Source organism: Streptomyces sp. STR69 (assembly GCF_024519455.1).
GTDB lineage: Bacteria > Actinomycetota > Actinomycetes > Streptomycetales > Streptomycetaceae > Streptomyces.
The window spans coordinates 376704-392545 of the sequence record NZ_JALJRY010000004.1; the positions used below are offsets into that span (position 1 = coordinate 376704).

General features: G+C 69.4%; 12 protein-coding genes. 10 read left to right on the plus strand and 2 right to left on the minus strand.

The features are described from left to right. The first annotated feature begins 275 nt into the window (after nucleotides 1-275). Together OC490_RS10135 and OC490_RS10140 are read left to right on the plus strand one after the other, a co-directional pair. Complete coding sequence (locus OC490_RS10135) at nucleotides 276-1019, plus strand: LuxR C-terminal-related transcriptional regulator (RefSeq protein ID WP_262057506.1); 744 nt, start codon at nucleotides 276-278, stop codon at nucleotides 1017-1019. Between the two features lie 915 nt (nucleotides 1020-1934). Next, on the plus strand, nucleotides 1935-3686 hold the full coding sequence (locus OC490_RS10140) for an RICIN domain-containing protein (RefSeq protein ID WP_262057507.1): 1752 nt from the start codon (nucleotides 1935-1937) through the stop codon (nucleotides 3684-3686). Between the two features lie 1149 nt (nucleotides 3687-4835). Here the strand turns inward: OC490_RS10140 and OC490_RS10145 are convergent. Together OC490_RS10145 and OC490_RS10150 are read right to left on the minus strand one after the other, a co-directional pair. Continuing rightward, the gene (locus OC490_RS10145; RefSeq protein WP_262057508.1) at nucleotides 4836-5594 is read right to left on the minus strand and encodes an SDR family NAD(P)-dependent oxidoreductase; all 759 of its coding nucleotides are present in this window, start codon (nucleotides 5592-5594) and stop codon (nucleotides 4836-4838) included. Then, nucleotides 5591-6898 carry an L-fuconate dehydratase gene (locus tag OC490_RS10150; protein WP_262057509.1) on the minus strand — a complete coding sequence of 436 codons (1308 nt, stop codon included), beginning with the start codon at nucleotides 6896-6898 and terminating at the stop codon, nucleotides 5591-5593. The genes OC490_RS10145 and OC490_RS10150 overlap by 4 nt, the downstream gene beginning before the upstream one ends. A gap of 309 nt (nucleotides 6899-7207) precedes the next feature. Here OC490_RS10150 and OC490_RS10155 point away from each other — a divergent pair, with 309 nt between their 5' ends. From OC490_RS10155 to larE, 8 genes are all read left to right on the plus strand, one after another. After that, entirely contained in the window at nucleotides 7208-7921 is a 714-nt protein-coding gene (locus OC490_RS10155; RefSeq protein WP_262057510.1) for a FadR/GntR family transcriptional regulator, read from the plus strand. Nucleotides 7922-8048: 127 nt separating this feature from the next. Then, nucleotides 8049-8900, plus strand: a complete 852-nt coding sequence (locus OC490_RS10160) for a fumarylacetoacetate hydrolase family protein (RefSeq protein WP_262057511.1) — start codon at nucleotides 8049-8051, stop codon at nucleotides 8898-8900. Then, nucleotides 8900-9889 carry an aldo/keto reductase gene (locus OC490_RS10165; protein ID WP_262057512.1) on the plus strand — a complete coding sequence of 330 codons (990 nt, stop codon included), beginning with the start codon at nucleotides 8900-8902 and terminating at the stop codon, nucleotides 9887-9889. The genes OC490_RS10160 and OC490_RS10165 overlap by 1 nt, the downstream gene beginning before the upstream one ends. Next, nucleotides 9886-10803: an amidohydrolase family protein gene (locus tag OC490_RS10170; protein ID WP_262057513.1), complete on the plus strand. Its 918-nt coding sequence runs from the start codon at nucleotides 9886-9888 to the stop codon at nucleotides 10801-10803. Before OC490_RS10165 ends, OC490_RS10170 begins: the two co-directional genes overlap by 4 nt. Further along, a complete protein-coding gene (gene larA / locus OC490_RS10175) occupies nucleotides 10800-12080 on the plus strand; it encodes a nickel-dependent lactate racemase (protein ID WP_262057514.1) in 1281 nt (426 codons plus the stop codon). The genes OC490_RS10170 and larA overlap by 4 nt, the downstream gene beginning before the upstream one ends. Beyond that, on the plus strand, nucleotides 12077-12871 hold the full coding sequence (larB, locus tag OC490_RS10180) for a nickel pincer cofactor biosynthesis protein LarB (RefSeq protein ID WP_262057515.1): 795 nt from the start codon (nucleotides 12077-12079) through the stop codon (nucleotides 12869-12871). Before larA ends, larB begins: the two co-directional genes overlap by 4 nt. Continuing rightward, entirely contained in the window at nucleotides 12868-14070 is a 1203-nt protein-coding gene (gene larC, locus OC490_RS10185) for a nickel pincer cofactor biosynthesis protein LarC (RefSeq protein ID WP_262057516.1), read from the plus strand. Before larB ends, larC begins: the two co-directional genes overlap by 4 nt. Then, nucleotides 14067-14942 (plus strand): ATP-dependent sacrificial sulfur transferase LarE, encoded by an 876-nt coding sequence (gene larE / locus OC490_RS10190; protein WP_262057517.1) that lies wholly within the window; start codon nucleotides 14067-14069, stop codon nucleotides 14940-14942. Before larC ends, larE begins: the two co-directional genes overlap by 4 nt. Nucleotides 14943-15842: the final 900 nt, after the last annotated feature.

The following is a 15842-nucleotide window of genomic DNA, read 5'->3' on the forward strand; positions in this document are numbered from 1 at the left end:
GACACGACAGTCCGACGGCAGTGAGACCATCCGGCAGGCCACCCCGGCCTTCTGCCTCCTGCGCCCCACGACTCCGGTCGCGCGTACTCAAGCGGAGCGCGCGTCCGGTCCGCATCGGCCGTCCGTGGGGACAGGCGCCCGGTGCGGGTGAAGGGCCCGGCCACGATCTGAAATCCCAGGATCCGTGGCCGGGTCCGCACCCCCACGCACCGTCCCCGCCCCGACCATCGCCGGCCGAACGCCTTCAGGGCCCGGTCCGCCGGGAGAGCACCCGCATGACCACCGTACTCATCGTCAACGACCAGGCTCTGCAACGCCTCGGGCTGCGGATGTTCCTGGAAGCCCAGCCCGACCTCACGATCGTGGGCGAGGCGACCGCCTACGCCCAGGCGGTCCGACTCGCCGACTCGCTCCGGCCCGACGTCGTCCTCATGGACATGGGCCGACCTGACGAGAAGCACATTCAGGCCATACATCGCATCACCCGGCCCTATGAGGATGCGAGTACACCTCACGCGGACGGGACAAGCAGGCTCCCTCCGCGGGTGCTCATACTCAGTCCCTTCGACGCCGACGAGTCCGCCTGCGCCGCCCTGCGCGCCGGTGCCGACGGACTCCTCCTCAAGGACGCCCTCCCTCACGAACTGACAGCGGCTCTCCACGTCATCGCCCTCGGAGGTGCCGTCCTGTCTCCCCACCTCACCCGCGCACTCGTCGACGCGGTCCGTGAGCAGAGCCAGGCCGACCTCACCGAACGCAGACACAGGCTGTCTCATCTCAGCGAGCGCGAATGCGAGGTGCTCGCCGCTCTCGCCTCCGGCTGGAGCAGCGGGGAGATCGCCGAACGGCTCTCGATAGCCCCGACCACGGTCAAGAGCCACATCAGCAGCATCCTCACCAAGATCGGCGCCCGCGCCCGCGTCCAGGCCGTCGTGTTCGCCTACGAGACCGGTCTGGTCAGGCCGACAGGGCAGCAACTCCACCGGAACGACACGGACTTCTCGGATCAGTCAGGGTGAGGTCGATCGGCAGCGCACTCACTTGACCAGACAATCGCTGACGGACTGACGGCACATCGAAGCTCCGGACGGCGCGGGCGACTTGATCGGGCCCCGGCATCAACCGGAGCTTCGTTGCATCCGGACCGGGCCGACCACCCATCGACCGAGCATCGCGACCTACACCCTCACGTGATCACCGGGACTTTGAAACCGCCCTGGATGGCGACGGATGCGCCGGCACGTCAATACACGGTGAACCACCCCTCCGCGAAACACTTTCGAAACGCGCTGGTGACATGGATGCCCCACGCCCGAATAATTGTCCCAACCCCGCTCCCCGTCGGAGATTTCAGAGGAGGTGAAGGGGTTGCCTTGCTCGCGCTGGCACGAAGGCATTGGAACTGCGTTACAACCGCAGCCGGAATGGCACACCGCCGGCCTCCTCTGAACGGACCGCCACCCATCCGGTCCGTGCCGTCTGCGAATGTACCGACAGCGACGTGCCATCACCGATTCCCCTGTCACCGCCAACGGTTGAGGAAAACGCAACACCGCCTTCCTCTGTGAACAGCAGTCGCGGACAGGTCGCTCGGCTCCCTTCGGATTTCACGCACTGACGCACGTGTACGCCATAAGCCGTGAATTCGCCCGCTCGCCAACCAGGGAAACCGGTACCCCAGGGCCCGACTCGACTGCGCCGATCCGCAGGCTCAGTCCGCGACTCGAACGTTTGGCTTCCCCTTGCCACGGCACGAACGGGCCGCTCCAAATACCTGGGGGAAGACAAACCCGCCTCCGCCTTGGCGCCGCCAACTCGGAATCGAACCACCGGCCGCCGCCATGCGGATCCCGGCTCGCTCCGGACTCCAAGATCCGATCTTGTCTATCTTTTCGGGAGGAAAGATGAAAGGCACAAGACATCCGCGTAAAGCCTTGATCGTCGTTCTGGCTATAGCCGCGGCGCTGTGGGCCTTCGTGACGCCCGCGCAGGCGTCCACGCCGACTCCTGCCACCCTCTACCAGCTCCCGAGCAACGCATCCTGCACGAAGGCCACCAACAACTGCGCCCTGTACCCGAAAACGGCAGTGCTGCCGAGCGGACGGCTCGTCGCGGCATTCGAAAAGTCGACGGTGGCCGCCTCGGGCTCGGCCGACGGCCAGACAATGCCGTTGTACAAGAGCGACGACAACGGCACGACCTGGCAACACCTGACAGACGTCAAGGCACCGGCGTACGCGTCGTCGAACCCCGCCTACTCGTCGTATGTCAGTAACTGGACCAACCCGTATCTGTACGTGCTGCCCCAGGCAGTCGGAAATCTCGCATCCGGCACACTGCTGATGGCCACCGTCGTCTCGGGCGACGACTACAACTACCTCGACCAGAAGGCAGCCAACTCCAGCTACACGCCGACGCATGACGGCGACCGCAGTAACACGGCGATCGCGCTCTATTCGAGCACCGACTCGGGCGCGACGTGGAATGTCGTCAACGTCATCACGACGGGCAGCTGGTCCAACGGCGTGAACTATCCGGCCACCGAGAACACCAGCCACCAGAACGACCCCGTATGGGAACCGTATCTGATGGTCTACAACAACCAGCTCGTCGCCTACTACTCCGACGAGAACGACTACACCGGTTACGACTCGTCGACGGGCATTCCGACGATCGATCCGAACAACAGCACAACTCCGGATCCCGCCACACAGATCCTTGCGCACCGGACATGGGACGGCGTCAGCTCGTCGTGGAGCAGCCCGGTTGTCGATGTCTCCGGAACGACCGTCACCAATTCGTCCGGCTACAGCGAGATCGGCGGTGGTCGCCCCGGCATGACCAATGTCGTCCAGACCAGTGACGGCAAGTGGATGATGACCTACGAATACTGGGGCGGCGGCGACAACGTCCGCTACAAGATCGCCAGCGATCCGCTGCACTTCTACTCGGTGGGCGGCACCGCGGGCACCGGCATCACCTCGCTCTCGGTGACATCGGGCTCCAGCGCCTTGTCCCGTGGAGGGAGCCCGGTGCTCATGCGGATGCCGAACGGACGGATCGTCTTCAACGCCGCGGGCAGCGGGGACGTCTGGACGAACGCCAGCGGAAGCAGCACCGGCGCGTGGACGCAGCAGCACACGACGATGGCGTCCTCCTACAGCCGCAGCCTCACCTACATCCCCAACACGGGCCGGGTCGAGATCGTCGGCGGGACAACCACGATCTCCTACGCGGACATCGACTTCGGAAACTCCACCGGCGCGTACTACAAGCTCGTCAACGTCAACAGCGGTAAGGCCCTTGGTGTGCTGGGCGCGGACCTCCTCGACGGGCAGAACGTGGTCCAGTGGACCGACAACGGGTCGGCAGACCAGTTGTGGCACGTCACGGATGTCGGCAGCGGATACAGCACACTGCTCGACAAGAACAGCGGCCGAGCCCTCGGCATCCTGGCCGCCAACACGTCGAGCGGTGCGAGCGCCGTGCAGTGGGTACAGAACAGCGGCAACGACCAGCAGTGGCAGGTGGTCGCCGTCGGCTCCAACTACAAGCTGGTGAACCGCAACTCGGGTCTCGCCCTCGGCGTTTCCGGAGCATCCACCAGCGACGGCGCGCAGATCGTCCAGCAGACGTACACCGGCGCCTCCTCTCAACTGTGGTCCCTGGTGCTGGTGTCGTCCTAGACACCGGCACGCCTCAACGGGCAGCACACAAAGCGGGAGCCCGGCCGGACGTCGGGCTCCCGCCAGGGTCGTCACGTGAGCGTGTTCATGGGCCGGCGCACGATGTGGCGTCGGCCCTACGGCGTCAGTCGAGCGGGACGGTCCGCGCCGAGCGGGCAGGTTCACCCCGATACACGACGCGTGGTGGTCAGCTGCCCGCAAGGCCAGCAGGTACAAGACGGGCACGAAGGCTCTGATCGAGGTGCTGCTGTTGCACCGTCGTGTCTCACACGAGCACCTGGTGGCCGGGCTGGCCGCGTCCTTGGGGGGCGCATCGACCGCGGACGCTGTCGCTCCGGAGGCCCGCAAGGCCGTCGAGGCCGATGAGGCCGATGATGATTCCGCGCTGGTCCTGACCCAAGAGCCTTCTTCCGTGGCCTCGTTGACGCAGCGTCGCCTTGCCTGCTTTCCACCCGATCTTCGGCCGTTGCCCTCGCCGACCGTATAAACGGATGTAAAGACGCGGGCCGATTGTGCCTGGGCTGTCTTCCGCCTGCGGACCACCGCCCGGAGCTGTCCAGCCGCCGCGACGATCGACAACACGGAACGGGTGGCATCGTGATCACGATGCCACCCGTTCCGTCGGTGATCAGCAGCACTTTCGTCGACACTCCCGGGGCCCCGGCGACGTTGCTGAGACTCAACGACGGGCGTTGCCGGCCGTCATCGACATACGCGCTCAATCGGGGTGGGCTCAGCCCTCACTGGCTTGAGATGTGCGATGCCGTGCTTTCGGAGATCGGCGCCCCCGATCCGGGAGAAGTGACCTGGCACGGGTGGTTGAGCGAGTCCGAGATGCGGAGGATTCTGCAGTGATCGACTCGCCGCTGGCCGAGCCCGCGCGGGGCCGGTTCGCGTCGGCTGTGGGCGTGAGCGGGTCAGCCGGCGGGCGGCGAGCACCCAGCTCACACAGCTCCAACAGCCCGACCACCGACGGCATCCACGACCTCCTGGGCAGCGACGGCACGACAGGCCCCTCTTCCCACAAGACCGCCACCCTTACGCCCGACCAGCGAAAACGCAGTCCTCATCTCCGGAATGACAACAGCTTCTCCAACTCCTTGCCGGGGTGGGAAGGTACTGCCGGTGCGGTGTGCCGGACAGCCGTGTTCAGGCGCGCGGGCGGATCCGCAGTCCGTGCATGCCGCCGTCGACGGCGAGATCGGTGCCGGTGGTGGAGCCGGAGAGCGGGCTCGCCAGGTAGGCGATGGCCGCGGCGACCTCTTCCGCGCTGACCAGGCGGCCCATGGGCTGGCGAGCGTTCAGGGCGGCGCGTTCGGCCTCGGGGTCGGCGGCGCTCTCCAGCAGGCGTCCGACCCAAGGGGTGTCAGCGGTACCGGGATTGACGCAGTTGACGCGGATTCCGGAGTGCACGAGGTCGGCGGCGGTCGCCCGGGTGAGGGAGAGGACGGCGCCCTTCGTGGCCGAGTACAGGGCCCGGTCGGGCAGCCCCGCCGTGGCCGCGATGGAGCAGGTGTTGACGATGGCCGCGCTGTGCGAGCGCCGCAGGTGCGGCAGCGCGGCACGGGTCACCCGCACCATGCCGAAGACATTGACATCGAAGACTCGACGCCACTCGTCGTCGGTGTTGTCCTCGATCGTGCCCTGGGCGCCGATCCCCGCGTTGTTGACGAGAATGTCGATGCCCCCGAGCCGACGCGCGGCCTCCTCGACGGCCGTTTGGACACCGCTGTCGTCCGCCACGTCCGCCTGTATGCCGATGAGCGGTCCGGGCACGTCGTCCGGCTTGAGATCGAGGCAGGCCACGCGCGCCCCACGCCCGGCGAGCAACTGAGCGGTGGCCAGACCGATGCCGGAGGCACCACCGGTGACCAGCGCGGTCAGCCCGGCGAACTCCTTCGTGCTCATGTCCCGGCCTTCGCTTCCCATACGGGGCCCTCGGGGTAGCGGTGGGCCGCCACGGAGTCCGGGTGCAGTTCGGCACTGATCCCGGGAGCGGTCGGTGCGAGGTAGTGGCCTTCCCGGATGCGTACGGGATCGGTGAAGTGCTCGTGCAGATGGTCGACGTACTCGATCACGCGGTTCTCGGTGGTGCCGCTGACGGCGACGTAGTCGAACATCGCCAGGTGCTGCACCATCTCGCACAGGCCGACCCCGCCGGCGTGCGGGCAGACCGGGACGCCGAACTTGGCGGCCAGCAGCAGGATGGCGACGTTCTCGGTGACGCCCGCGGTGCGGCTCGCGTCCATCTGGAGGATGTCGAGCGAACCGACCTGGAGCAACTGCTTGAACATCACCTGGTTGTGGGTGTGCTCACCGGTGGCCACCTTCACGGGCGCCAGCGCCTTGCGGATGGCGGCGTGGCCGAGGATGTCGTCGGGGGACGTGGGTTCCTCGATCCAGTACGGGTCGTAGGGCACGAGCGCCCGCATCCAGTCGATGGCCTGCTGGACGCCCCACGCCTGGTTGGCGTCGACGGCGATCCTGATGTCCGGGCCGACCGCCTCGCGGGCCAGCCGCATCCGGCGCTCGTCGTCCGCGCGGTCGGCGCCGACCTTCAGTTTGATCTGCGAGAACCCGTCGGCGACCGCCTCCTTCGACAGCCGCACCAGCTTCTCGTCGTCGTAGCCGAGCCAGCCGGGTGTCGTCGTGTACGCCGGATATCCGTGCTCCAGCAGGTGCGCGGCACGTTCGGCGCGGCCCGGTTCGGCGCGGCGCAGGATGTCCAGGGCCTCGTCGCGGGTCAGCGCGTCCTGCAGATAGCGGAAGTCGACCAGGTCGACCAGCTGCTCCGGGGACAGTTCGGCCAGCAGTCGCCAGACCGGCTTGCCCGTACGGCGGCCGTACAGGTCCCACACGGCGTTCACGATCGCCGCGGCGGCCATGTGGATGGCGCCCTTCTCCGGGCCCAGCCAGCGCAGTTGGCTGTCGCCGGTCAGCCGCCGGGAGAAACCGCCGAGGTCGTTCAGGACCTCTTCCACCGGCAGGCCGACCACCAGCGGGGCCAGCGCACGTACGGCGGCGACCTCCACGTCGTTGCCGCGCCCCACGGTGAAGGCGAGCCCGTGGCCCTCGTCGCCGCCGCTCGTACGGATCGTCACATAGGCGGCCGAGTAGTCGGGTTCGGGGTTCATCGCATCGGAGCCGTCGAGTTCCAGAGAGGTCGGGAACCGTACGTCGACCGCGTCGACGGCGCTGATCAGTTCACTCATGGTGCCCGGCCTTCGTGGCCGGGAGGCCGAGCTGTCGTTTCGGGGTCATGGCAACCACCCATCGTCATGTGTACATGGCATGTCTGTTCTGCAGCAGCGGCTCCAGACATGGGATGGATTTTTAGTCTCTGTTCGCCTCCGTGTCCATAGCCGAAACGAAAAGAGATGGGCGATTACGCCTCTGACCTGCAAGGTAGACGAGATTTTCGTGGTCGCGGCAGCGGGTTCAGTCATCCCATGTCTTCCTACGTCATGGGATGTATTGCTACGGTGCCGCTGCGCACGCAACGACAAGGAGGGCAGCCACACATGTCACTGACCGACAAGGCCATCGACCGCATCAGGGACCTCATCCAGTCGGGCGAGCTGCCCCCTGGGGCCAAACTTCCGCCCGAGCAACAGCTCGCCGCGGAGCTGGGTCTGTCCCGCAACCTGATGCGGGAAGCGGTGAAGGCACTGGTCGTCGCGCGGGTGCTGGAGATCCGGCGCGGGGACGGCACCTACGTGACCAGCCTGGAACCGGAGCTGCTGCTCAGCAGCATCGGGTCCGCGGTGGAGTTGCTGCGTGGCGACACGTTGCTGGAGCTCACCGAGGTGCGCCGATTGTTCGAGCCGGTCGCCACGGCGCTGGCCGCCACCCGGATCTCGGCCACCGAACTCGGCGAGGTGGAGCGGCACCTGGACGCGATGCGGGCGGCCCGCGACGACGTGGAACGCCTCAACGAACACGACGCCGCCTTCCACCGGGCCGTGGTCGCGGCCACCGGCAACGCCACGCTGACCACTCTCCTGGAGGGCATTTCCGGCCGGACGCTGGGCGCCCGCGTCTGGCGGGGACTGGTCGACGACAACGCCGCCGGCCGCACCCTCGCCGAACACGAGGCGATCTACCAAGCGCTGGCCGACGGTGACGCCGCGCTCGCCCAGGCGGCGGCGCTGATGCACGTCAGCACCACCGAGCGGTGGCTGCGCGAGCACCTGGAACGGGACAGCCGGCTCCCCCGGAACGGCTCAGCCGCGTAGAGGCTTCCTCTCCGAGCGCTGGTGCGCCCCTTTTCCCCCTTTCCCCCCTTTCATTCCTGATGTCCCGCTCCCGGGTGCCGAATTGCCGGTCACCGGGCGGGCTTGTTCACCTCACCTAGGAGTACCGATGAGATTTCTGCGCGTGGGCCCGGCGGGCTTCGAGCGGCCCGTGGTTCTGGATTCCGACGGCACCGCGAGAGATCTGAGTCCGCTGACCGCCGACATCGACGGTGCGTTCCTGGCCGAGGGCGGCGTGGAACGCGTCCGTGCCGCCCTGGCCGACAACGCGCTGCCGCGCACGGACATCGCCGGCCGGCGGGTCGGCGCCCCGGTCGCACGCCCCGGCAAGGTGGTGTGCATCGGGCTCAACTACGTCGACCATGCTGCGGAGACGGCGACACCGCCCCCTGCCGAACCGGTCGTCTTCATGAAGGCCGCCAACACGATCGTCGGCCCCGACGACACCGTGCTCGTACCGCACACCAGTGAGAAGACGGACTACGAGATCGAACTCGCCGTGGTCATCGGCCGCACCGCGCGCTACCTGGACTCGCCGGAGGCGGCCGACGACGTCATCGCGGGCTACGCCATCGCCGACGACGTCTCCGAGCGGGCCTTCCAGCACGAGCGGGGCGGGCAGTGGGACAAGGGCAAGTCCTGCGAGACGTTCAACCCGCTCGGCCCCTGGCTGGTCACCCCCGACGAGACCGGCGACCCGCAGGGGCTGGCCATGCGGCTGTGGGTCAACGGCGAACTGCGCCAGGACGGCCACACCAAGAACATGATCTTCGGGGTGCGCCACATCGTCTGGTATCTGAGCCAGTTCATGGTGCTGGACCCCGGAGACGTGATCAGCACGGGTACCCCGGCCGGCGTGGCCTTCGGCGCCAACGACTTCCCCTATCTGGTCGCCGGTGACGTGGTCGAGGTGGAGATCGACCGGCTCGGCCGCCAGCGGCACGTCCTCGGACAGGCCTGATGACCTCCGCGAGCCCGCCCTGGTTCGCCGAGCGCGTCCCGCTCGGCCGCTCCAGGGTCACCGTCAGCCGTATCGGCCTGGGCACCGCACCGCTGGCCGGGCTGTTCTCGGCGGTCGGCGACGAACAGGCCACCGCCACGCTCGACGCAGCCTGGGCGGCCGGTGTCCGGTACTTCGACACCGCCCCGCACTACGGTGCCGGGCTCGCGGAACGGCGGCTGGGATCCTTCCTCGCCGGCACGGGCCGCCCGCGCGCCGAGTTCACCGTGTCCACAAAGGTGGGACGGCTGCTCGTGCCGGGCGACGCCGCCCTCGGGGACGAGGCGTTCCACGGCGAACGAGGGCTGGTCAGGGTACGCGACTACAGCGCCGAGGGCGTCTACCGTTCGCTCGCCGAGAGCCTTGAGCGGTCCGGTCTCGAAGCCTTCGACACGGTCCTGATCCACGACCCGGACGACCACTGGGAGGACGCGGTCACGGGGGCGTACCCGGCTCTGGCCCGGCTGCGTGACCAGGGAGCGGTGCGGGCGATCGGCGCGGGCATGAACCAGACGGCGATGCTCACCCGCTTCGTCACCGAGACCGACCTCGACTGCGTACTCGTCGCCGGCCGCTACTCCCTGCTGGACCGCAGCGCCGCCGACGTGCTGCTGCCGCTGTGCGCCGAGCGCGAGGTGGGCGTCCTGGTCGGCGGCGTCTTCAACAGCGGCATCCTCGCCGACCCGTCCCCGGGCGCCACCTACGACTACGCCCCGGCCCCCGACGAAGTGCTGCGCCGCGCCCGGTCCCTGAGCGAGCGGTGCGCAGCCCGCGGGGTGCCGCTGGCCGCCGCCGCACTGCAGTTCCCGCTGCGCCACCCGGCGGTCACCGGTGTGGTCCTCGGCGCGCGCAGTCCACTGGAGGTCACGGAGAACATCGCGCACGCCACGGCGGAGATCCCCGCGCAGTTGTGGGCGGAACTCGACGCCCTGGCGGGGGCCCGGCCATGACACGGATCGACGCACACCACCACGTCTGGCGGCCCCGGCCCGCGACGCCTGTGGCAGAGACGGCTCCGAGAGCGCCCAGGACCGCTTCCGGCCCGAGCCGTCGCCCGCACGACTGGCTGGACGCCCCCGGCATGGCAGCGCTACGCCGTGACTTCACCCTCGACGACCTCGCACCGGGGGCCGCGGCAGCGGACATCGACCGTACGATCCTGGTCCAGGTCCTCCCCGACGCCGACGAGACGGCGGAGTTCCTGTCCCTGGCGGGGGCAGCGGACCTGGTCGCCGGTGTCGTCGGCTGGGCGGACCTCACTTCGGACCACCTCACGGACACACTGGCCGCCCTGCGGACGGGCACCGGAGGTGAACTCCTGGTAGGGATCCGCCACTTGGTGCAGGGGGAGGCGGACCCGGGCTGGCTGAACCGGGTGGGCGTCCGGCGCGGACTGGGCAGAGTGGCGGACGCGGGTCTCGCCTACGACCTGCTCACCCTCCCGCACCAGCTCCCCGCCGCCATCGCCACCGCACGGGCCCTGCCCGAGCTGACCTTCGTCCTCGACCACCTGTCCAAGCCGCCCATCGCCTCCGGCGAACTGCATCCGTGGGTCTCGCTGATCCGTGAACTGGCCGCCGAACCCAACGTGTTCTGCAAGCTGTCCGGCATGGTCACCGAGGCGGACCGCACCGGCTGGACCGTCGCGGATCTGCGACCGTACGCCGATGAGGTGCTGGACGCCTTCGGCCCGTCCCGTGTGATGTTCGGCTCCGACTGGCCGGTGTGTCTGCCTGCCGCCTCCTACGAGGAGGTCGTCCGCGCGGCCGAGGAAGTGACCGACCGGCTGACCGCCGCCGAACGTACCGAGGTCTTCGGAGGCACGGCGGCCCGCGCCTACCGACTGCGGAAGGAAAACCTGTGAAGATACGTCTGGCCTACGGGCAGTCGGGCCTCGACATCGAGGTGGATCCGCGGACGGCGACCGTCGTCGAACCCGTTCACCACGAGGCCGCCGCGGACCAAATGGCCGTACTGCGCGAGGCGTTGCGCGCCCCCGTCGCCGGGCCCCCGCTGCGCGAACGGGTGCGACCGGGGCAGACGGTGGCGATCTCGGCCTGCGACGGCACCCGCCCCCAGCCGCGCCATCTGATGATCCCCGCCGTCCTCGCCGAACTCGAAGGGATCGTCCGGCTGGAGGACGTGGTGATCCTCGTCGCCACCGGCACCCACCGGGGCAACGGCGAGGCGGAACTGCGCGAGATGTTCGGCGACGAGGTCGTGGACGCCGTACGCATCGTCAACCACGACGCCCGCGACCCCGGACGACTGACCTGGATGGGGACGTACGGCAACGGCGTCCCGGTCTGGCTGAACCGTGCGTGGGCCGAGGCGGACGTCCGCATCACCACAGGCTTCGTCGAACCGCACTTCTTCGCCGGCTTCTCGGGCGGTCCGAAACTCGTGGCCCCCGGCCTGGCCGCGCTGGAGACGGTCCTCGTCCTGCACGACGCGGCCCGCATCGGCGACCCGCGCGCCACCTGGGGCAACACGCACGGCAACCCCGTCCACGACGACGTACGGGCCATCGCCGAAGCGACCAGAGTCACCTTCTCGCTGGATGTGGTGCTGAACCGGGACAAGGACATCGTGGCCGCCTTCGGGGGCGATCTGGCGCCGATGCACGCCGCGGCCACGGCCACGGCGAAACGCATGGCGATGCGGCCGGTCGAGGCGCCGTTCGACGTCGTCGTCACCACCAACTCCGGCTTCCCGCTGGACCAGAACCTCTACCAGGCGGTCAAGGGCATGTCCGCCGCCTACCAGGTGGTCAAACCCGGCGGCATGATCGTCTGCGCAGCCGAGTGCCGCGACGGCTTCCCCGACCACGGCTCCTACCGGGAGGTGCTGGCCTCCGCTCCGTCCCCGCAGGCGCTGTTCGACGACATCAGCGCCCGCACCGAAACCGTGCCCGACCAGTGGCAGGTACAGATCCAGGCACGTATCCAGTCCGGCAGCCGCGTCGTCATGCACACCGGTTTCCTGAGCGACGCCGAACTGGCCACCGCCCACCTGCGACAGACCCGCGACATCTCGGCCACCGTCGCCGAGGCGCTGGCCGCAGCGGGCCCCGGCGCCCGTCTCTGCGTCCTGCCCGAAGGGCCGCAGACCATCCCGTACGTCGGCAGGAGCGGGGCATGAGCGGGGTACTGGACCTCGGCTTCGCCCGGCTTGACCTCGCCCGCGAGGCCCGGCAGGGACTCCCCGAGGTCGTCTACGGGCCCGGAAAGACAGTCGAGCAGATCAGCGGCATCGTCACCGGCCTGCTGGGACACAACACCGGTCCTGTCCTCGTCACCCGGATCGAGGCGGAGACCGCCGAGGCCGTCATGGCACGGCTGGATCCGGGCGCGCACGACGAGGAAACGCGAGGCCCGGGGCCGTACGACGGTCAGCCATACGACCCGGGAACGTACGACGGTCAGCCGCACGGCCCGGGAACGTACGACGCCGAGGCCCGGCTGCTGTGCTGGCGGCCCTCTCCGGCCGGGGACTTCTCCGTGACGGTGGTGGCAGCCGGCACCTCGGACCTGCCTGTCGCCGCCGAAGCCGTCGCCGTGGCCGCCGCCGTCGGCCTGGACACCACCGCCATCCACGACGTGGGTGTGGCCGGCCTCGACCGGATCCTCCAGGTGCGCGACCGGCTCCAGGCCGCCGACGCGTTGATCGTCGTGGCCGGGATGGAGGGCGCCCTCGCCAGTGTCGTGGGCGGTCTGGTGCGCGCACCGGTCGTCGCGGTGCCGGTCTCCACCGGGTACGGCGCGTCCCTGGAGGGCGTCACCGCACTGCTCGCCATGCACGCCTCCTGTGCTGCCGGGGTGACCGTGGTCAACATCGACTCCGGCTTCTCGGCCGCGATGGCGGTCCACCGCATCGCCCAAAGCCGTGTGACCCCACAAAGCCGTGTGAACACACCCGGAGGCCACCGGTGATCGTCTGGATCAACCCGTTCACCGGGCTGGCCGGAGACATGCTCCTGGCCGCCCTCATCGACGCCGGAGCACCGCTGGACGCGATCCGGGCCTCGATCGCCGCCACGGGGCTCACCGGTTGGGAACTGACCGCCGAGCACGTCACCGACCACGGGCTGGCCGCCACCCGGATCCATGTGAACGTCACCGACCCGTGCACCGAGCGCCAGGCCGCCGAAGTCATCCACCTCGCCTCCCGGGCCACCCCCGAACCTGTCGCCGCCCTCGCGGTCGCCGCCGTGACCGCCGTTGCCGAGGTGGAGGGCCGCCTGCACGGCGCCGACCCCGCCACCGTCCACCTCCACGAACTCGGCGGCCACGACACCCTGGTCGACATCGTCGGCGTCGCGGCCGCCCTGCATGCCCTGGGCGTCATCGACGTCTTCAGCGCACCGCTCCCGCTGGGCAGGGGGCGGGTGGCCTCGGCGCACGGAGTACTGCCCTGCCCGGCACCCGCCACGCTGGCGCTGCTCGCCGGAGCGGCTGTCATGGGAAGCGATCTGCCCGGCGAGACGGTGACGCCCACCGGCGCCGCACTGCTGCGCGCGCTCGGGGCGCGGTACGAACCGCCGCCATCCATGACCCTGGGCCGCACCGGGTACGGGGCGGGCACTCGCCGCCTGCCGGACCGGGCCAATGTCACGGCGGTGACCCTGGGAGTCCCCGCCCCGGCAGCTTCGAGCCAGGACCCTCCGGCGGAAGACGTCGTCGTTCTCGAGACCAACCTCGACGACGTCACCGGCGAGATCCTCGGACACACCATCACCCGGGCGATGGAGTCCGGTGCTCTCGACGCCTGGGTGACGCCCGCCGTGATGAAAAAGAGCCGCCCCGCGCACGTGTTGCACATCCTGACCACCCGCCAGGACGAGCGTCGGATGCGCGACCTCGTACTGTCGGAGACCGGCAGCCTCGGCATCCGCCGCGTCGCCGCCACCCGCACCGCGCTGCCGCGGGACTTCGAGACCGTGCACGTGGACGGCCACCCGGTTCGGATCAAGCACGGTCCGCACGGCGCCAAACCCGAACACGACGACCTCGCCGCCGTTGCCGCAGCCCTTGGCCTGCCCCTCCGGACCGTGGCGGCACGCGCACTCGCGGAGAGCGGTCGGACCGCCGCCCCTCAGCACACCGACCTTCTCGCAGGAGGACAACCATGACCGTCCCAGACGAGGGAGCGGCCGCACTCGCACACGCCGACGTCCTCGCCGACCGGCTTCTGGACCGCATGCGCGTCATCGGCGCCGTCGCCGTGGCCTATTCGGGCGGCGCGGACTCCGCCCTCGTGCTCGCCGCCGCCGTACGTGCCGTCGGCCCGGAGCGGGTTCTCGCCGTCACCGCCGTGTCGGAGAGCCTGGCCGCCGGTGAACTGCCGCATGCCCGCCGCCTGGCCACAGACCTCGGCGTCACTCACCTCACCCCGCGCACCAGCGAACTGACCCGTCCCGGCTACCGCGCCAACGGCCCCGACCGCTGCTACTTCTGCAAGTCCGAGGTCCTGGACACCATCACCGGGCTCGCCCACGACCACGGATACGAGCGGGTGGCCACCGGAACCAACGCGGACGACGCCCGGGACCCCCACCGCCCGGGCATCAGGGCCGGCCGGGAACGCGGCATCCACACCCCGCTCCTCGACACCGGCCTGACCAAGGCGGAGGTGCGCCTGCTGAGCAGCCACTGGTCACTGCCGACCTGGAACAAACCCGCGACGCCCTGCCTGGCCAGCCGCATCCGCTACGGCATCGAGGTCACCCCGCACCGCCTGGCCCGCGTCGACCGAGCCGAGACCGCGGTGCGCGCGCTCCTGGCCGACGCCGGACTGACAGTGACCGACCTCCGGGTCCGCGACCTGGGAGACACCGCCCGCCTGGAAGTGGACGCCTCGCTCGTCGACCGGATCTCCGCGCTCCCCGGGCTCGCGGGGGCGCTGGCGGACGCAGGCTTCGCCGAACTGCCCCACCGGGTTGAGCCCTTCCGATCGGGACGGCTCAACTCCGAGGCCTCAGGCCTTGGCGCGGCGCCCTGGTGAACAGCGCGATTCGAAAAACGGAGAAGCTGCCCGCGGCCGAGCAGACCGTCTGAACCCCTGGGAACGACGAAGCCACCGTCCGGACCGCCCCGGTGCACGTCCCGGTGGCGGCTGACGAACCACAAACCGCGTCACTTTACGTGACGAGCCGGCTCCTCCGTAGACCACCGTCAGTTCTCGGGGTCAGTGGCGCCGCCAGGTCGGCCGAGCGCCCGCTGACGCAGATCCCCCTTCGACAGCAGCTCCCAGCAGAGATCTCCGGAGGCAAGGGTCACCCTCCAGGAAGCGAAGGACACCGCCAACCGATCAAGCACAGGGGGCAGAGCAGCAGGAACAAGCCCACACTCACGTGCGATCCGGTCCAGCTCGACGCACCCACGACCAGTCAAGGAGTCCGCGTGCGCCGCAAGACAGAGGGCGACCAACCGCAGAGACGGGTCACTGGTATCCACACACCTGCCGCCGTCCGTACGCAGCGCCCAGTCAGCAGCGCGCCTACGGTCCGGCCGTGCCGGAGACTGGGCGAACAGCGCACCGTCGAGGATCTGGACGACCATCCCCCTGGCCGCGCTCTCCGGCGCCGTCGGCATTCCCCGGAGCCACCGCTCTCGCTCAAGTTCGTCCCACGGGAGCGGATCACGATCGAGGCGAAGGCTGCGCAGGACGCCGGCCGACAAGCGAACCTGCCCTTCGGAGTCCATGCGCAGTGCGCACTGCATGGCGAGGAGCCTGGCCGCAGCTCCGACATGGGCGGGCAGGGCGGCAGCCAAGTAGCTGAGCATCTCTCGCACCCGAATCTGGTCACCCGGCCCTTTGGGACATCGTCTGCGTCGGCGCAACGTGAGGTCGGGCAACGTCGCGGCCGCGCGCAGGACGGTTTCCGGAACCACGGCGGCCTGC